This is a genomic window from uncultured Desulfovibrio sp. (genome assembly GCF_944327235.1).
In the GTDB taxonomy this organism is placed as follows: domain Bacteria; phylum Desulfobacterota; class Desulfovibrionia; order Desulfovibrionales; family Desulfovibrionaceae; genus Desulfovibrio.
The window spans coordinates 44,416-61,214 of the sequence record NZ_CALVHE010000006.1; the positions used below are offsets into that span (position 1 = coordinate 44,416).

Annotated in this window: 15 protein-coding genes and 1 tRNA gene; 8 read left to right on the plus strand and 8 right to left on the minus strand. The window is 64.9% G+C overall.

From position 1 onward, the window contains the following. Position 1: 1 nt before the first annotated feature. A complete protein-coding gene (locus Q0K00_RS01985) occupies positions 2-1,612 on the minus strand; it encodes an MBL fold metallo-hydrolase (protein ID WP_297226968.1) in 1,611 nt (536 codons plus the stop codon). A gap of 183 nt (positions 1,613-1,795) precedes the next feature. Between Q0K00_RS01985 and Q0K00_RS01990 the strand changes: the two genes are divergently transcribed. The 5 genes from Q0K00_RS01990 (at position 1,796) to Q0K00_RS02010 (ending at position 5,200) form a co-directional block, all read left to right on the plus strand. Then, positions 1,796-2,464, plus strand: coding sequence for a TIGR00730 family Rossman fold protein (locus tag Q0K00_RS01990; RefSeq protein ID WP_297226969.1), 669 nt, complete (start codon positions 1,796-1,798; stop codon positions 2,462-2,464). Then, positions 2,443-3,048 carry a tRNA adenosine(34) deaminase TadA gene (tadA, locus tag Q0K00_RS01995; RefSeq protein ID WP_366937596.1) on the plus strand — a complete coding sequence of 202 codons (606 nt, stop codon included), beginning with the start codon at positions 2,443-2,445 and terminating at the stop codon, positions 3,046-3,048. Before Q0K00_RS01990 ends, tadA begins: the two co-directional genes overlap by 22 nt. After that, complete coding sequence (locus tag Q0K00_RS02000) at positions 3,041-4,546, plus strand: fused MFS/spermidine synthase (protein WP_297226970.1); 1,506 nt, start codon at positions 3,041-3,043, stop codon at positions 4,544-4,546. The genes tadA and Q0K00_RS02000 overlap by 8 nt, the downstream gene beginning before the upstream one ends. Positions 4,547-4,616: 70 nt before the next feature. Further along, positions 4,617-4,856 (plus strand): hypothetical protein, encoded by a 240-nt coding sequence (locus Q0K00_RS02005; RefSeq protein WP_297226971.1) that lies wholly within the window; start codon positions 4,617-4,619, stop codon positions 4,854-4,856. 47 nt (positions 4,857-4,903) lie between these two features. Beyond that, positions 4,904-5,200, plus strand: a complete 297-nt coding sequence (locus tag Q0K00_RS02010) for a hypothetical protein (protein ID WP_297226973.1) — start codon at positions 4,904-4,906, stop codon at positions 5,198-5,200. 184 nt (positions 5,201-5,384) lie between these two features. Here the strand turns inward: Q0K00_RS02010 and Q0K00_RS02015 are convergent. From Q0K00_RS02015 to Q0K00_RS02025, 3 genes are all read right to left on the minus strand, one after another. Then, positions 5,385-5,460, minus strand: a tRNA-Ile gene (locus Q0K00_RS02015). A 54-nt stretch (positions 5,461-5,514) separates the two neighbouring features. Beyond that, positions 5,515-6,678, minus strand: a complete 1,164-nt coding sequence (locus Q0K00_RS02020; RefSeq protein ID WP_297226974.1) for a SufD family Fe-S cluster assembly protein — start codon at positions 6,676-6,678, stop codon at positions 5,515-5,517. Then, entirely contained in the window at positions 6,675-7,469 is a 795-nt protein-coding gene (locus Q0K00_RS02025) for an ABC transporter ATP-binding protein (RefSeq protein ID WP_297226975.1), read from the minus strand. The genes Q0K00_RS02020 and Q0K00_RS02025 overlap by 4 nt, the downstream gene beginning before the upstream one ends. A 305-nt stretch (positions 7,470-7,774) precedes the next feature. Here Q0K00_RS02025 and rfaD point away from each other — a divergent pair, with 305 nt between their 5' ends. Continuing rightward, the gene (rfaD, locus tag Q0K00_RS02030; protein ID WP_297226976.1) at positions 7,775-8,746 is read left to right on the plus strand and encodes an ADP-glyceromanno-heptose 6-epimerase; all 972 of its coding nucleotides are present in this window, start codon (positions 7,775-7,777) and stop codon (positions 8,744-8,746) included. Positions 8,747-8,835: 89 nt separating this feature from the next. Here the strand turns inward: rfaD and amrB are convergent, their stop codons facing one another. The 4 genes from amrB to Q0K00_RS02050 all read right to left on the minus strand — a co-directional run bounded on the left by amrB (position 8,836) and on the right by Q0K00_RS02050 (position 14,139). Further along, positions 8,836-9,714 (minus strand): AmmeMemoRadiSam system protein B, encoded by an 879-nt coding sequence (gene amrB, locus Q0K00_RS02035; RefSeq protein ID WP_297226978.1) that lies wholly within the window; start codon positions 9,712-9,714, stop codon positions 8,836-8,838. Between the two features lie 402 nt (positions 9,715-10,116). Further along, entirely contained in the window at positions 10,117-11,580 is a 1,464-nt protein-coding gene (locus Q0K00_RS02040) for an NAD-dependent succinate-semialdehyde dehydrogenase (RefSeq protein ID WP_297226980.1), read from the minus strand. Positions 11,581-11,905: 325 nt separating this feature from the next. Further along, positions 11,906-13,168 (minus strand): dihydroorotase, encoded by a 1,263-nt coding sequence (locus Q0K00_RS02045; RefSeq protein WP_297226982.1) that lies wholly within the window; start codon positions 13,166-13,168, stop codon positions 11,906-11,908. A 2-nt stretch (positions 13,169-13,170) separates the two neighbouring features. Further along, positions 13,171-14,139 carry an aspartate carbamoyltransferase catalytic subunit gene (locus tag Q0K00_RS02050; protein ID WP_297226984.1) on the minus strand — a complete coding sequence of 323 codons (969 nt, stop codon included), beginning with the start codon at positions 14,137-14,139 and terminating at the stop codon, positions 13,171-13,173. 285 nt (positions 14,140-14,424) lie between these two features. Between Q0K00_RS02050 and Q0K00_RS02055 the strand changes: the two genes are divergently transcribed. Next, on the plus strand, positions 14,425-15,294 hold the full coding sequence (locus Q0K00_RS02055; protein WP_297226986.1) for a YitT family protein: 870 nt from the start codon (positions 14,425-14,427) through the stop codon (positions 15,292-15,294). A gap of 86 nt (positions 15,295-15,380) precedes the next feature. Further along, on the plus strand, positions 15,381-16,595 hold the full coding sequence (locus Q0K00_RS02060) for an amidohydrolase family protein (RefSeq protein WP_297226988.1): 1,215 nt from the start codon (positions 15,381-15,383) through the stop codon (positions 16,593-16,595). Positions 16,596-16,799 lie beyond the last annotated feature (204 nt).

Consider the following 16,799-nt stretch of genomic DNA (forward strand, 5'->3'; position numbering starts at 1 on the left):
CCTACATGCGCGAGATAAGGCGCGTGAGGGCGTAGTCCATCTTTTCCAGCGCGTCCTGCAGGTCGGTCTGTTCCACCCACGGCCGCTGTTCCAGATCGGCCAGCCGGTCCTTGAACATGCCCCACTTGCGTTCCACCTCGCTGGTGAGGAAGTCCCAGTCCACCCGGGGATGGGCCTTGGCCTCGTGCAGCACGGTCTGGCGCACCTCGCTGCCTTCCAGCATCATCTCTTCGAGGTAGGCGGGGATGAGCGGCGTGATGCCGAACTGATCCTTGATGAGACCGGCAAGGATGCTCTGCGCCTTTTCTTCGCCGTGCACCAGCACGACCTGACTGCCCTGCGCCGCCAGCGGCTTGAGCCAGTCCAGCAGCTGGGACTGTCCGGCATGGGCGGAAAAGCCGCCGATGGTGTAGATGCGGGCCGCCACTTCCATGTCCTCTCCGAAGAGGGTGATGGTCTTGGCCTTGTCCACGATCTTGCGGCCCGGCGTGCCCACGGCCTGATAGCCCACGAAAACGATGCTCGCGCCCGGCCGCCAGATGTTGTGCTTGAGGTGATGCTTGATGCGTCCGGCGTTGCACATGCCGCTGGCGGAGATGACCACGGCCGGGCCCTTGTAATCATTGATGGCCTGGGATTCCGCCACGTTGAGCGTATACCGCAGATTGGGCAGCTCGAAGGGGTCCTCGCCCTTGCTCAGCAGGCGGGTGGCGTCCTCGTCGAAAAGATCGCGGTTGCGTTTGAAGACCTCGGTGGCGCGGATGGCCAGCGGGCTGTCCACGAAGACCGGCATGTCGTCGGGCAGTTTGCCCTGGGTGCGGAGCACATGCAGGCAATAGAGGATCTCCTGCGTCCGTTCCACGGCAAAGGCGGGGATGATGACCTTTTCGCCCTTGCCGTAGCTGTAGGCGATGGCGTCGGCCAGTTCCGCATCGCTGGTGCTCTCGTTCTTGTGGTTGCGGTCGCCGTAGGTCGATTCCATGAAGATGTAGTCGGCCTGGGGCGGCGTTTCGGGGTCACGCACGATGAGCGCCTGCGGGCGGCCGATATCCCCGGAGAAGATGAGACTCGTGGTCTTGCCGTCCTCGTGGGCCTCGATGCGCAGGGTGCCGGAGCCGAGGATGTGCCCGGCGTCATAGTAGGTGACCTTGATGCCGGGGGCGGGCTCGAATTCGCTGTGATACTCCACGGTATGCAGGAGCTCGTTGGTCTTGAGGGCGTCCTCGGTGGTGTAGAGGGCCTCCGGCGGATTGCTGAGTCCGCGACGGCTGAATTTCTTGGCTTCCCACTGGGCTTCCATCTCCTGGATGTGGGCGCTGTCCTGCAGCATGAGTTCCAGCAGTTCGCCGGTGGCGCGGGTGCAATAGATGGGTTTTGCGTAGCCCTCCTTGACCATGAGCGGCAAAAGGCCCGAGTGGTCGATGTGGGCATGTGTCACGAGGATGAAGTCCAGCGCTTCGGGGCGGTAGACCGAAGCGTCCCGGTTGCGTTCCTCGATGGCCTTGTTGCCCTGATGCATACCGCAGTCCACGCAGAAGCGCTTGCCGCAAGCCTCGATGACATAGCAGGAACCGGTGACGGTCTGCGCCGCCCCCAGAAATTGTACCTTCATGAAGAGCTCCTTGGTAAGGATGGACACGGCGGCTCGCCGCCGCATGAAGTCATTTCTTACTATGCCCCGCTTCCGCCGCAAGCGCAAGGCTCGGCAAAAAATGCCGCTTTGACGCAACGGCGCTTGCGACGTATACTGTCCGCAAACCCGGCGCGTCCATACCGCCGGACAAAGGAGAACCTCATGCCTGAAGTGCGACAGAATATCCTGGACGACATGACCTCCGTCACGTCGGAATCCTGGCGGACCTTCCGCATCATGGCCGAGATGGTGGAGGCGCTGGACAAGCTCAACCATCTTTCCATGAACTGCATCTCCATCTTCGGTTCGGCTCGCGCCACGCCGGATATGCAAGTCTACAAGGATGCGGAACAGATCGCCGCCATGCTGGTCAAGAAAGGCTTCGGCATCATCACCGGCGGCGGGCCGGGCATCATGGAGGCGGCCAACAAGGGCGCCAGCGAGGCGGGCGGGGAATCCGTGGGCCTGCATATCGAACTGCCGCACGAGCAGGGCTGCAACGCCTATGTGAAGACGCGCTGCAATTTCAATTATTTCTTCATCCGCAAGCTCATGTTCGTGAAGTACGCCATGGCCTATGTGGTCATGCCCGGCGGCATGGGCACCATCGACGAACTTTCCGAAGCCTTCGTGCTGGCCCAGACCGGGCGCATCCGGCCCTTCCCCATGATCCTCTATGACGGGAAGTACTGGGGCGGCCTGCTGGACTGGTTGCGCGGCTCCATGACCGAGGGCGGCTACATCAAGGCCGAGGAGGTGGACAGACTGGTGACCGTCTGCGACACGCCGGAAGAAGTCGTTGAGCATCTGTGCAAGATCGTCATCCTCTAGAACGTGATGCGGCATGGGCCTCCGGTCTCGATCCGAGGCCCATGCCCTGTCTTGGTCCCCGGCCCGGTCCGCCGTCCGGCTGGACGTGGGAGTCGCTCATGGAACGGGCCTTGCGGCAGGCGCGATCGGCGGCGGCCGCGGGAGAGGTCCCCGTGGGGGCGGTGCTGGCCGCGCCCGACGGGCGACTGCTGGCCGAAGTCCATAATGCGCCTCTCAGGCGGCATGACCCCACGGCCCATGCGGAAGTGCTGGCCCTGCGGCAGGCAGGGGCCGCGCTGGGCAACTATCGGCTGGGCGGCTGCGTGCTGGTGGTGACGCTGGAACCCTGCGCCATGTGCGCCGCCGCGCTGGTCCATGCCCGGCTGGCCGGAGTGGTCTACGGGGCGGCCGACCATCTGGCCGGGGCGGTGTCCTCCTGTGCGGAGCTGCTGGACGCGCCGTTCTTCAACCATCGTGTATGGCATATGGGCGGCATCTGTTCGGCGGACTGCGCCGCCGTCTTACGCGACTTTTTCGGCTGTCGGCGTCCGGGCGGCGGCGAAGGCGCCGGAGCGCGGCGGGAAGAGGAGGGCAGCCATGCTTGAGATCGTCATTTTCTGTTCCGGCGCGCTGGTCATGGTGCTGGAGATGGTGGGCGCCCGCGTGCTGGCGCCCCATGTGGGCACGTCGGCCGTGGTCTGGACGAGCCTCATCGGCGTGGTGCTGGCCTGTCTGGCCGTGGGGGGCTATCTGGGCGGACGGCTGGCGGACAGGCGTCTCTCCCGGCGGACGCTGGCCGGTCTGCTGGCCTGCTGCGCCGTGAGCTGCGCCCTGACGGCCCTTTTCCATCAGACGGTGGGCGAGGTCGCCGGCAGCCGTATCCATAGTCTCCAGTGGGCCGCCGTGGTCGCCGCGCTGGGGGTGTTCGCCCTGCCCGGCCTGTGTCTCGGCATGGTGAGCCCCTATATCATCCGCTTGCGCATGGCCACGCTGGAAACGGCCGGAGCGACGGTGGGGCGGCTCTATGCGCTGTCCACAGCGGGCAGCATCGCGGGGACCTTCCTGGGGGGCTTCATCCTCATTTCCTGGTGGCCGGGCAGCGTGATCCTCTGGGGGGTGGCGCTGGGAATGGGGGCGCTCTCCCTGTTGGCGGACTGGACGCGCCCGTGGAAGCGTCTGTTGCTGCTCCTCCTGCTGGCGGCGCTGGCTCTCTGGAGCACCGGCCGGGCGCAGCAGGCCCCGTGGCGGCTGGTGGAAAGCCCTTACAACAGCATCCGCGTCATGGACGGCGAGGACGGCGTGCGTCCCGTGCGTCTGGTGGCCACAGACCCCGGGTTCCATCAGTCGGGCATGTACCGGGATGATCCGGCCGAGCTGTACGCGCCGTATACTCGCTACTATGCGTTGGGCGCGCTGGTCGTGCCGCGGGCGCGCCGCGTCCTCATGCTGGGTGGCGGCGGCTATTCCGTGCCCAAGTGGCTGCTGTCCGGCCGGTCGGGTCTGACGGGCGACGGGCTGCAGTGTACGGTGGTGGAACTTGATCCGGCCATGACGCAGGTCGCCCGCGACTACTTCGCCCTGCCTGTGGACGACCCGCGTCTGCGCATCGTCCATGCCGATGCCCGCGCCTTTCTGGAACGGCAGCGGGAACAGTACGATCTGGTCTTTGTGGATGTCTTCAATTCCTGTTATTCCGTCCCCTTCCATATGGGAACGTGCGAAGCGGCGGCCCGTATGCGGGCTGCTGTGGCGCCGGGAGGGGCATTGATCATGAACGTCATCGGCGCGGCACAGGGCAGGGACGCGGCCCTGTTCCAGAGCATCTACAAGGCGCTGCGCACGGCCTTTGCCGAAGTGCATGTGTTCGGCGTGGGCAATCCCTACCGGCCGGAGATCCTGCAGAACCTCATGCTGCTGGCTTTCCCGGAGGCGCGTTCGTCGGACTGGCGGGACGCGCACGCCGCTCCCTCGCCCGAAATGGCGGCCCTGCTGTCCGCCCGTATGGAAGTGGAGCCCGATCCGAGCGTCCCGCCCCTGCGGGATGACTATGCCCCGGTGGAACGGTACGCCCTCATGCTGCTGGAGGCCCAGCGGCGGCACTGATCCCCCGGGATTTCCCTTGCTTGCAGACCATTCGCGAAAAGGCTATAGAGGAGAAAAAAAGGAGGGGATTATGGCTATTCCTGAACTGTCCATACCGGTAATGGATGCCAATCAGGTCGTGCTGAGCTTTTTGGGGCGCAAGCTCGGGAACGGGCAGGAGCTGACCATGTCTGAGAATTTCATGGCCATGACGGCTTCGGCCAAGGAGCTGCGTCAGGACTATGGTCCCACTCCGGCCGAGATGCAGCTTGAGCGTCCCGAACTGCCGGAGACGGTCAAGGGCGTCCTGGCCAATTACGCCGGGATCTGAATCCTCAACCTGCGCGCGGATGATGCCGCCTGACGGGGAGTATGACTTTGAACGAATCTATCGATGAATTGACCGTTCAGTATGAAGAAGACGGCAAGACCGTCCTCAAGGAACTGGATAAGGTGATCCTGAGCAAGGGGGCATGGACGACCATCCTCTTTCGCTATCAGGAGTGGCGGCCGCAGGTGGACGACTTCGGCCCGGACAAGTACACTATCCGCCGTTACAAGAAAGTCGGCGGAGAGTATCGTATGCAGTCCAAGTTCACCATCTCCAGTGCCGATCAGGCCCGCAAGATCATTGACGCGCTCGAAAGGTGGATGGGGGAAAGGGAGGACGATTGAGACTCCCGGCCTGTGACCGGCCCCAAGCACGTGCCGGTCATGACGAGACGCGGTCTGGGACCGCCGGTTTCGGAAAGGGGGGAAAATCCCCCCTTTTCTTGTATGCGGATCGGGGAGGCTCGCTCCCCTGACAGGGATGAAAAAGACGGCAGCCGTCAGAGGTGACGACTGCCGCTTCCTTGCATGGTGGGCCCACCAGGCTTCGAACCTGGGACCTGCCGGTTATGAGCCGGAGGCTCTACCAACTGAGCTATAGGCCCGAGACGCGCACTATAGCCGCAAGCAGGGCCGCGGGTCAAGCGCGTAATGCCGCGCTACATGGCGTTGCCGCACTGCAGCAGGCGGATCTGGTCATCCATGGCCTTCCTGAGGGGCGCCGGCAGGCCCATGATGTTCACATTGAGGAAGCCGCGCACGATGGTGGCCGCCGCCTCGTCCTCATCCAGACCGCGCGCCATGAGATACTCGATCTCTTCCTGGGCGATCTTGCCCACAGCCGCCTCGTGGGAGAGCTCCACGCCGTCCTGATTGCTGTCCAGTTCCGGGATGGCGTGCATACGTCCGTTGCCGAGGATGAGGCCCTTGCATTCCAGGTGCCCCTTGACGGGCGTGGCTCCCGCGCCGATGAAACCGCGGTTGATGATGGTGCCGCCCGTGGTCACCGCGCGGGAGATGATCTCGCCGCGCGTGTGGGGCGCATTGAGTTCGATGCGGTTGCCGCTGTCCACATGGGAGCCTTCCGGGGCCACGATGACCGAGTCGAAGCGGGCCACCGCGCCTTCACCGGCCAGCGTGATGCCGGGATACATCTGCAGGTCCCCCACGGGCTTGAGCAGGATGTAATTGTTCTGGAAAACGCCCCCCGCTTCCACGCGCCCGGCGGAACGCGGCCGCACGGTGGTGCTTTCGCCCCAGTTGTGGATCATGGTGAAGGTCAGCTTGCCGCCCTTCTCCACATAATACTCCGTGATGCCGAGGTGTGCGGAATGCTCCGCGTCATGGGCGGTGGCGCAGCCGCCCAGCACGTGCAGCTCCGCGCCTTCTTCCACGATGACGATATTGTGGATGCTCTGGCCCGCGCCGTGTCCCTTGATGAACATGCAGGACTGCACAGGCTCGGTGAGCTTGACGCCCTTGGCCACACGCATGAAGTAGCCGCCGTTGCAGTGCTCGCGGGTGAGGCGGGTGAATTCGTCCTTCTCGGGATCGAGCAGCCGCCAGTAGTGCTGGGGCAGACCGTCATACTTGGCGAGCGCGGCGCGGATGTCCATGAGTTCGAGGCCCTCATGGCGCGTGCCGCAGTGCACGTCCGCATGGTTGAGCTGCATGAAGGTGCCGCTGACGTGCTTGTCCTGCACGTCGATGCCCGCGAGGACGAGGCGCTCGCGGTCCTGTGCGGGCAGAGCGGTCAGATCCTGGATGGGGGCGGCATGTTCGCCGCCGGAGAAGTTGAAACGGGAAAGATCGACTGTGCTCATACCAGCGGGGCCTCCATGATCTTGCCGTAGCTGTCTCCGGCCAGGCAGCGCAGGCATTCCTGATAGCCGTGATTGGCGATGTGGTCGAGGATGACGCGCGGCCGGGCCTCACAGCAGAGCTTGCCGTGATACATGACCTGCCCCCGGTCGGCATTGACGTACTCCAGGATGTGGCCGGTGTGGGTGATGATGAGCCCGCTGGTGGTGCGGTTGCGGCTGCGCTCGCGCAGGGTGGCGCTACAGCAGGCGGGCACGCCGTCCAGCAGCTCCCGGACGGTATGGCCGACCAGGGCCATGTTCTCGAGGTCCACGCCGGACTCCGGCTCGTCGAAGAGCAGGAGGCGCGGCTGCTGGGCCATGAGCTGGAGCAGCTCGGAGCGCTTGATCTCGCCGCCGGAAAAGCCCGCGTTGACGTCGCGGTCGAGGAAGGTATCGAAGTGGACGCGCTTGGCCATGGCCGTGATGTCCATGTCCCGTCCGCGACCGCAAAGCTCCACCATGCGGCGGGTGGGCAGGCCGTGGATGGTGGGCGGCCGCTGGAAGGACATGCCGATGCCCAGACGCGCCCGCTCATGCATGGGCGCATGGGTGATGTCCTTGCCGTCAAAGATGATGCTGCCCCGCGTGACTTCGTAGCCGGAAAAGCCCATGAGCGTCATGAGCAGAGTGGTCTTTCCCGAGCCGTTGGGGCCGAACAGGATAAAGGTTTCGCCGGATTCGATGGTCAGGTCGATGCCTCGCAGGACGGGCGTGCCGTGCACCGAAACATGCAGATCTCGTATTTCGAGCATGTTCATCCTCAAGCTTGAGACGAGCGCCCGCAGGCGCTGTTGGCTGGCGGCAGACCCGGCGGCAGAGCCGGGACGCGCCTGAGAAACGAAAGGCCCCGGGCCGGTGACGGCTGCCGCCGGAAACCGGACCATGAGGGAGGCCGATGCGCCACAGACGGCCATCGGGCCCGCGCATAATCGCAGACTTGTTCCGCGCTGTCCAGCCCGCCGGACGGATTTCCAGCGTCCGGAGCTTGCGCCGGGCAGGGCAAGCGGCTAGTATCCCCCAGCAAGAGAACGCGCCACGGCGCATGAGGAGGTTTGGCATGTACATCATTACCGGGGGCGCGGGCTTCATCGGCAGCGCCATGCTGTGGCAGCTCAATCAGCAGGGCATCGACGACGTGGTGCTGGTGGATCATCTGGGCACGGACGACAAATGGCGCAATCTGGTCAAGCTGACCTACGCCGACTACATCCACCGGGAGCGCTTCCGCGATCTTCTCCAGCGCGACGCCCTGCCGTGGAAGGTGGAGGCCATCATCCACCTTGGGGCCTGCTCAGACACCACGGAGGCGGACGGCGACTTCCTCATGGAGAACAACTTCCAGTTCAGCCGGGACATCTGCCGTTATGCGCTGGACAAGGGGGCCCGCTTCATCCAGGCCAGTTCCGCCGCCACCTACGGCGACGGTTCGCTGGGCTTCAGCGACGATCCCGACCTGCTGCCGAAACTGCGGCCGCTCAACCTCTACGCCTATTCCAAGCACCTCCTCGATCTCTGGCTGGTGCGGCACGGGCTGGACAAGGAGGTGGCGAGCCTCAAGTTCTTCAATGTCTACGGCCCCAACGAATACCACAAGGGCGAGATGCGCAGCGTCGTCTGCAAGGCGTACAAGCAGATCACCAAGCACGGCGATCTGGAGCTTTTCCGCTCCACCAGCCCGGAGATATCCGACGGCGAACAGAAACGGGACTTCGTCTACGTCAAGGACTGTACGGCGCTCATGAGCTGGCTGCTGGAAAACCGCAACGTCAACGGCATCCACAATGTGGGCACCGGGCGCGCCCGCAGCTTCAACGATCTGGGCCGGGCGGTCTTCAGCGCCATGCAGCGCTCCTGCCGCATCACCTATGTGGACATGCCGCGTATGCTGCACGGCAAATATCAGAATTTCACGCAGGCGGACATGAACTGGCTGGACAAGGTGGGCTGCCCCCTCAAGATGACCAGCCTTGAGGACGGCGTGACGGATTTTGTGCAGAACTACCTTTCGCAGCCCGACCCATATCTGTAGGGAAGCCTCCTTTCGGCGGACGGCGCGGAGGCACGCCGCCGCAAAGGGATCGGGACGGGGGAGACGTAGACGTTTCCCCCGTCTTTTTTTCAGGGCAGGAAGAAACGCAGCCCGGCATAGCCCACCACATGGGCCATGTCGCCGGAAATGCTGCCGGACGTATCGTGCAGCGTCTGTTCCGCCAGCGGCGGCGTCTTGCCCGTCAGCTGGCGCAGGGCATAGAGCGCCAGCGCCAGCGGGGCCGCGCCGCACATGCTGATCCCCTCCCGCTGCGTGACGTGCAGCAGGCCGTCGGCGTCGCAGGCAAGGGCATGGCGCAGGGCCATCTCGTCCTTTTGCAGGGTGCGGTGCTGATCCTCGTAGTGGTTCATGTCCGAACTCACCACAAGGGCGACCTGCGGCATGTCCCCCTCCGCACTCCCGGAGGCGTTCGGCAGCAGACGCCCGGCAAGCAGGCGGGCCAGATCGCGCCCGGCCTGATGGAGCACGTCCCGCTGCCGTATCCCCACACAGATCGGCACGATGCGGAAGGGTTCCGGCTGGTGCGCCTGCAGGAAGGGCAGGATGACCTCCAGCGCGTGTTCGCGCAGATGGGCGTGGGTATCGGCTTCAAAGACGGTCGGCCCCTCGCAGAGCGCGGCGGCCAGACCGGTATCCACGGTGACCGGACCCAGCGGCGTGAGCCAGGCGCCGTCCGGCCAGACGGACAGGGGACGCCCCAAGCCCGTATGGTTGGGGCACAGGAGGATGAGGGTACGCGGCAGCCGCATACCCGCCAGCGTTGCGCCGATGACATGCCCGCAGAAAACGTGTCCGGCGTGCGGCAGCATGAGGGCGACGGGCGCGGTGTGGCGAGGGGCGGGCAGGGCATGTGCCCCGGCGTCCAGGAAGTGCCGCACTTCCTGCCGCAGATCCTCCGGAGCATCGGGATAAAAGCGGCCGGCGACCACCGGCTGACGGATAAGCATGAGACCTCCCTGCGGGAAAAGTGACGGCCGTCGTGCCCGTGGCTGTCCACGAACGATACGCCCCGCGGCGGACGCGGGCGCATCCCTTTCGAGCATCTTCAGCTTGGAACGCTCCCCGCTCCAAACCATACGACCTGTCGTTGCGTGGAAAAAAAACGCGGCCATTCCGCTTGGCTTGGGCCGGGCGGCGCTGTACTGCCGCCTCGGATGTTGCCTTTTTCAAAGGCAACATGCTCCACTGCGGCGACGGAGCCGGGGCAGGCGGCCGGGCTGGATGTTGGCCGGAAGATCCGCCCGGACGGGGAACGCGGGGTGCTCCCCCGTCCGGGCGCAAGTATCCTGTTCGTTAGAGCATTTTCAGTTTGGGACGCTTCCCGTTCCCAACCTCAAGGGCAAAACGCTCTAGTTGTCGATGCCGCCCATGAGGAAGAGGTGGGTCTCCATGTAGTCGTTGAGGCCCTCGCGGCTGCCTTCGCGGCCCATGCCGCTGAATTTCACGCCGCCGAAGGGCGTTTCCGCGGCGGCAAGGGTCACGTCGTTGATGCCGACCATGCCGTACTGCAGGGCCTCGGACACGCGCCAGATGCGCCCCAGATCGCGCGAGAAGAGGTAGGAGGCCAGACCGAAGCAGGTATCGTTGGCCAGAGAGACCGCTTCCTCTTCGGTGTCGAAGGGCATGATGGCGGCCACGGGGCCGAAGATCTCTTCCCGGAAGATGCGCATCTCACGGGTCAGACCGGTGAGCAGGGTCGGCTCGTAGAAGCGCGGGCCCATGCTGTGCGGCTTGCCGCCGGCCAGCAGGGTGGCCCCCTTGCTCAGGGCGTCCTGTACCAGTCCGTCCACGCGGCGGACGGCTTCCTCATTGATCAGGGGACCGATGGTCACGCCCGCGTCCAGACCGTTCCCCACGCGGAAGGCGTCCACCTTTTCCTTGAGGCCCCGCACGAAGGCGTCATGGATGCCGCGTTGCACCAGAAAGCGATTGGCGCAGATGCAGGTCTGGCCCGCATTGCGGAACTTGCTGCCCACAGCGCCGGCCACGGCGGCGTCCAGCTGAGCGTCGTCAAAGACGATGAAGGGCGCGTTGCCGCCCAGTTCCAGCGAAAGGCGCTTGAGGGTGGGGGCGCAGTCCGCGGCGAGCTGCTTGCCCACTTCGGTGGACCCCGTGAAGCTCAGCTTGCGCACCACCGGGCTCTGCGTGATCTCCCGGCCGATGGTGCCGGAGTCGCCGGTGAGGACGTTGATGACCCCGGCCGGGATGCCCGCACGGCGGGAAAGTTCGGCCAGAGCCAGCGCGCAGTAGGGCGTGGCGCTGGCGGGCTTGACCACCAGTGTGCAACCGGCGGCAATGGCCGGGGCAGCCTTGCGGGGCAGCATGGAGGAGGGGAAGTTCCAGGGGGTGATGACGCCCACCACGCCGATGGGCTGCTTTTGCGTCAGCGGACGCACACCGGCGCGCGGCGCGGGGACGACGTCGCCGTAAGCGCGGCGGATCTCCTCCGCGAACCACGGGAAATAGCTGGCGCCCTGCAGGATCTCCCCACGGGCTTCTGCCAGCGGCTTGCCCTGTTCCAGCGTCAGGATGCGGCAGAGGTCGTCGATATGTTCCTCGATGAGTTCGCCCCAGCGGCGCAGCTTTGCCCCGCGCTCCTGCAGGGGGACCTTGCGCCAGACGGCGAAGGCGGCTTCCGCCGCGGCGATGGCGGCGCGGGCGTCGTTGGCCGTACAGCGCGGCACGCTGCCCAGATCTTCACCCGTGGCGGGATTGATGACCGGCAGCGTGGCGCCGTTTTCGGCATCCTGCCACTGGCCGTTGATGTAGGCCTGGTGGCGCAACAGATCGGGGTCCTTCAGATGTTTGGGCATATGGCCTCCTTTATGTGTTGTGCCGCCTGTGCGGCGAAAATTCTGTACGGCCTTCCGAGTCCTGTTCCGGCCGCGCGGCTGTCCTCCCCGATAAAAGCGCGCTTGGGAAGGGTGGGGGCTTGGCGGAGGGGTTCCCCTTCCCCCCAAACAAACAGCGAAGAGCGTCAACAGTCCCCTAGAGCGGATTCGCATTGAAATCGTGTCCAATTTCCATGCTGACGCTGCCCTCACACTACGGAAAAAGCGTGGTTTTTCCGTGTGTTCGGTTGCGGGTAGTCGCTCTCGCGACTACCAGAGCGATCCACATTTTCAATGTGGGATTGCTCTAAAACAACTGTACGCCGTCGCACCAGTGGTGCCGCACGCGGCCCCGCATCGTCTCTCCGAGGAAGGGCGTATTGGCGCTCTTGGAGTACAGGGTCTCCGGGCTGACCGTCCATTCCGTTTCGGGATCGAAGAGGAAGAAGTCCGCCGGATCGCCGGGCTCGAAGCGGTTGCAGGGCAGGCCGAAAATTTCGGCCGGGCCGTAGCACCAGCGCTGATGCAGGAGGGCCTCGTCCCAGATGCCCTCGCGCACCAGCCGCCAGGTCAGCGGCAGGGCAAGATCGAGGCCGGTGAAGCCCTTGGGGGCCTCGTCGAGCGTGCGTTCCTTTTCATGCAGGGCATGAGGGGCGTGGTCGGTGCTGAGCACGCCGAGGATGCCGTCTCGTACGGCCTGGCGCAGGGCCTCCCGGTCCTCGGGACGGCGCAGCGGCGGGCTGACCTTGGCATTGGCGTTGTAGCCGCGCAGGGCGCTTTCATCGAGCATGAGATAATGCGGGCAGGTCTCGGCCGTCACCTTGACGCCACGCGCTCTGGCCCAGCGGAGCACGTCCACGGAAAGCGCCGAGGAGACATGAGAGATGTGGATGGGGATATCCAGATATTCCGACAGCATGGCATCACGGGCCACTTGTACGGCCTCACCGGCGGCGGGCTGTCCCTTGACGCCGAGCTCGCCGCTGAGTTCGCCTTCGTTCATGACCCAGCCCCGGGCCAGATCCGGGTCTTCGCAATGGTCCATGACCACCATGCCGAGATCGGCGGCGTATTCCATGACGCGGCGCATCATCTCGGCGCTGCTCACCGGACAACCGTCATTGGAGACGGCCACGCAGCCGGCGTCCTTCAGTTCTCCGAGCGGAGCCAGCTCCTGCCCGGCAAGCCCCACGGTGGCGGCGGCCACGGGATAGAGGCGCGGCCCGTGGGGCCAGGCGGTGCGGGCCTTTTCCAGCATGTAGCGGGTAACGGCGGCCGTGTCGTTGACGGGACGGGTATTGGCCATGCACATGACCGCGCCGAAGCCGCCGTGAGCGGCGGCGGCAAGGCCGGTGACCACGTCTTCCTTGTATTCGTAACCGGGGTCCCGGAAATGGGCGTGCACGTCGATGAAACTCGGCATGAGCAGCAGACCGTCGGCCTCGAAGACCTCACAACCTTCCGGCAGGGGCTGGTGTCCGGCCGGGGTCATGGTGAGCACGCGGCCGTCCCGGACGAGCAGGTCCACCGGGGCGTCAAGATGACGGGCATTTTTGATGCAGAGGGTCATGATTAGTCTCCATGCTGCGGGGCGGCGGCCCCTTCGTTGCGGGTGGCCAGAAGATAGAGGACGGCCATGCGGGTGGCCACGCCGGAGGACACCTGATCCAGCACGCGGCTGTGCGGACCGTCCGCCACGGCGTCAGCGATCTCCAGCCCGCGGTTCATGGGGCCGGGATGGAGCACCAGCGCATCCGGCCTGGCCTTGTCCAGCCGGGCGGGCGTCAGGCAGTAGCGGCGGGAATATTCCGTGAGGTCCGGCAGCAGACCGGCCTGCTGCCGCTCGAGCTGCAGGCGCAGGCACATGACGGCGTCGGAATCGCGCACGGCGGCATCCGGGTCGGCAACGACCTCCGCCGGCCAGTTGTGGACGCCCGCCGGCAGCAGGGTGCGCGGGGCGCAAAGACGGACGCGAGCGCCCAGCAGGGTGAGCAGGTGCACATTGGAGCGGGCCACGCGGCTGTGGGCGATGTCTCCGAGGATGGTCACCACGCGCCCGTTGAAATCCGTGCCCCAGTGGCGGCTCAGGGTCAGGCTGTCCAGCAGGGCCTGCGTGGGGTGGGCGTGCCAGCCGTCGCCACCGTTGACGATGCCGCAGGGCAGGCGTTCGGCAAGGAAGCGGGCCGCGCCGCTGCTGGGGTGGCGGATGACGATGACGTCCGGGCTCATGGCCTGCAGGGTGAGGGCCGTATCCTTGAGGCTTTCGCCCTTGTTGAGGCTGGAACCGGACTTGGCGAGCGAGTAGGTGTCGGCGGAGAGGCGTTTGCCCGCCACGTCAAAGGAGGTCTTGGTGCGGGTGCTGTTCTCCACAAAGAAGAGGATGACGGTCTTGCCCTTGAGCGTGGGCACCTTCTTGACGGGACGCTGGTTGATCTCCTGGAAGCTGGCGGCCACATCGAGGATGTGGAGAACATCCTCCCGGCTGAGCTGGGAAATGTCCAGCAGGTCCTTGTGCGTCCACTGATAGCGATTGTCGTTCATGGCAGTGTGGGGCTGAAGTCAAAAAAAGCCCCGCTCGCGCGGGGATGGGACAAATAAAAAAGATGCGTTCCGTCAGGGTACGAACACAGGAAAATCGTCGAAAAAGGGACGGTTGCGCGGCTCATACGGCAACGCTAGACCGGCGCGTCCGCTTTGTAAAGGAGAAAATGCCCGGTTGACGCTGCCCCGGCCTTTGACTAGGGTCAAGCTGCGTGTTCACGCCATGCGGGGGACGTTTCCCTTCGGCCTGCCGCCGGAGGGCTTTCCCGCGATCTCGGAGACATCATGAAACTTGTACAGACATATAATCGCAAACTGGCCGAATCCGTCTGGTGGAACCTGCTCTGGCTCACGGTCGGCGCGCTGCTGGTCACCATCTGCATCCAGTCCGTGGCCACGCCGCACAATTTCGTGGCCGGGGGCATCCTCGGCATGGCCTATCTGGTCTGGCACTGGACGGGCGCGCTGGATCTGCTGCTCTGGTATCTGCTCTTGTCCGTGCCCATCTGGGTCTGGGGCTGGTTCTTCGTGGGACGGCGCTTTTTGCTCTACACGGCGTACGGCACCATCTGCACCACGGTCTTCGGCATGTTCCTCAACGTGCAGATCCCGCTGCAGACCGAGGTGTACGCGGCGGTCATCGCCGGCGTGCTGCACGGCGCGGGCATGGGCATCATGCTGCGCACTCTGGGCAGCAGCGGCGGTACGGACATCATCGCCGTGGCCCTCAAACAGCGCTGGAACGTGCCCATCGGACAGTTCTCCTTCGGCGTCAATGCCGTGGTCTACCTGCTGGCGGGCTTCAGTCTGAATCTGGACCTCATCGTGGCCTCCGTGCTGATGATGTTCATCTCGGCCAATACGCTGGAATATGTGCTCGGCATGTTCAACCGGCGCAAGCTGGTGCTCGTCATCTCCGAGCGCGGCGAGGAGATCAGCGAAGCCATCCTGGTGACCGAGCGTTTCGGCGTGACCCTCATGCGCGGCAAGGGGGCGTATTCCGGCGCGGACAAGGAGATCCTGTTGACCGTGACCAACAATGTGGTGCTCAAGCGGCTGGAAAATCTGGTGTACACCATCGACCCCGGCGCGCTCTTCATCGTGGAGAACACCTTTTACGTGTCCGGCGGGCAGTTTGCCCGGCGGGACAGATAGGGCGGATGCCGACAATGCCCCGGAGCTTGCTGAGCCATCCGCGGCGTGTGCGGCAGACGTTTTGTCGCCCTGCATGAGGAGGTTGCATGTCCGACCGCCTTGTTATTCGTGCACGGACACTCGTGAGCATGGCGGGGGAGGCTCCCGCGCGAGGTGAACAGCTCTTTGCGCCCCTGCGCAAGCTGGATGATGCGGCGCTCGTCCTTGTGGACGGTCGCGTGGAAGAGGCCGTGAGCTGGAAACGCTGCTCGCCGCCCCCCGGCGCGGAGGTGCGGGATCTGGGAGACGTCTGTCTGGCCCCGGCGGTGGTCAATGCCCACTGCCATGTACAGCTCTCGCATCTGGCAGGGAAAACACGCTGGGGCGCGGGCTTCACCGCCTGGCTGGAAAGCCTCATCGCCCACCTGCGGGAACCGCTGTCCGCCGAAGCCATCACCGAGGCCTGCGAGGACATGGCTGCCCGGGGTACGGGGCATGTGGGGGATTTCGCCGGGGAGGGGCTGTCCCTCGTGGATGACGCGGCCCGGCGGTCCGGGCTGGGCATCACGCATTTTTGCGAATGGTTCGGGATGGATGCGCCTTTCATTGATGCTGTCCGTCCCTGGCCGCCGCGCTGTCGCGCCGCACTGGAACAGGATGAGGAGCGCCCGGTGGCGGATATCTCCGTCCCGCTGGAGGCGCGGTGCGTCCCTGCGGGACATGCCTTGTATTCCACCGCGCCGGAGGTGCTGCGCGATGCCCGGCAGTGGTGTGCGGCAAACGGGCGGGTCTTTGCCCTGCATCTTGCCGAGTCCCCGGAGGAGACGGAGCTCCTGCTGTCGGGGAGCGGGCCGCTGGCCGAATTGTATCAGGGGATCGTGCTGCCGGACGACTGGCAGGCTCCCGGTATGCGTCCGCTGGCCCTGGCCATGAAGCTCGGCCTCATGGGGGCGGGGACGCTGGCCGTACACGGCGTCCAGCTCGATGCGCAGGAGATGACAGTGCTTGCGGCCTCCGGGGCGGCGCTCTGTCTCTGTCCACGCTCCAACAGCCACTTGGGCGTGGGAGAAGCGCCGTTCCTCTCCGCCGTGGAAAACAACGTCCTCTGCTGTCTGGGGACAGACGGGCTGAGCTCCAATACGGATCTCGATGTGCGCAAGGAAGCGGTCTTCCTGCGCGAGACCTGCGACGCGCCGCCCGAAGCCCTGTTGCGCCTCCTGACGGTCAACGCGGCGGAAGCCTTGCGCCTGCCCTGTACGGGAAGGCTGGAACCGGGACAGCCCGGCAGTTTCTGCGTCCTGCCGGAAGCCCTGAGTTTTTAGAGCGTTTTGCCCTTGAAAAAGGCACACCGCGAGGTCGTATGCGGTGAAATGCGAAGCGTTCCCAACGGAAAATGTTCCAAGGGCGTTACGGCAAATTTTACGATCTCTTGCAAATAGATAAATAATGTAGGGTCATGACTAGCAGAGAGGATTCTCTCTGAGCATCTTGAGGAGGAGTTTGTAGATATCCTCATGACGGTGATT

Coding starts and splice junctions, on each gene's coding strand:
- Q0K00_RS01985 (WP_297226968.1), bottom strand. CDS start 1,612: ATGAAGGTACAATTTCTGGGGGCGGCGCAGACCGTCACCGGTTCCTGC.
- Q0K00_RS01990 (WP_297226969.1), top strand. CDS start 1,796: ATGCCTGAAGTGCGACAGAATATCCTGGACGACATGACCTCCGTCACG.
- Q0K00_RS02000 (WP_297226970.1), top strand. CDS start 3,041: ATGCTTGAGATCGTCATTTTCTGTTCCGGCGCGCTGGTCATGGTGCTG.
- Q0K00_RS02005 (WP_297226971.1), top strand. CDS start 4,617: ATGGCTATTCCTGAACTGTCCATACCGGTAATGGATGCCAATCAGGTC.
- Q0K00_RS02020 (WP_297226974.1), bottom strand. CDS start 6,678: ATGAGCACAGTCGATCTTTCCCGTTTCAACTTCTCCGGCGGCGAACAT.
- Q0K00_RS02025 (WP_297226975.1), bottom strand. CDS start 7,469: ATGCTCGAAATACGAGATCTGCATGTTTCGGTGCACGGCACGCCCGTC.
- rfaD (WP_297226976.1), top strand. CDS start 7,775: ATGTACATCATTACCGGGGGCGCGGGCTTCATCGGCAGCGCCATGCTG.
- amrB (WP_297226978.1), bottom strand. CDS start 9,714: ATGCTTATCCGTCAGCCGGTGGTCGCCGGCCGCTTTTATCCCGATGCT.
- Q0K00_RS02040 (WP_297226980.1), bottom strand. CDS start 11,580: ATGCCCAAACATCTGAAGGACCCCGATCTGTTGCGCCACCAGGCCTAC.
- Q0K00_RS02045 (WP_297226982.1), bottom strand. CDS start 13,168: ATGACCCTCTGCATCAAAAATGCCCGTCATCTTGACGCCCCGGTGGAC.
- Q0K00_RS02050 (WP_297226984.1), bottom strand. CDS start 14,139: ATGAACGACAATCGCTATCAGTGGACGCACAAGGACCTGCTGGACATT.
- Q0K00_RS02055 (WP_297226986.1), top strand. CDS start 14,425: ATGAAACTTGTACAGACATATAATCGCAAACTGGCCGAATCCGTCTGG.
- Q0K00_RS02060 (WP_297226988.1), top strand. CDS start 15,381: ATGTCCGACCGCCTTGTTATTCGTGCACGGACACTCGTGAGCATGGCG.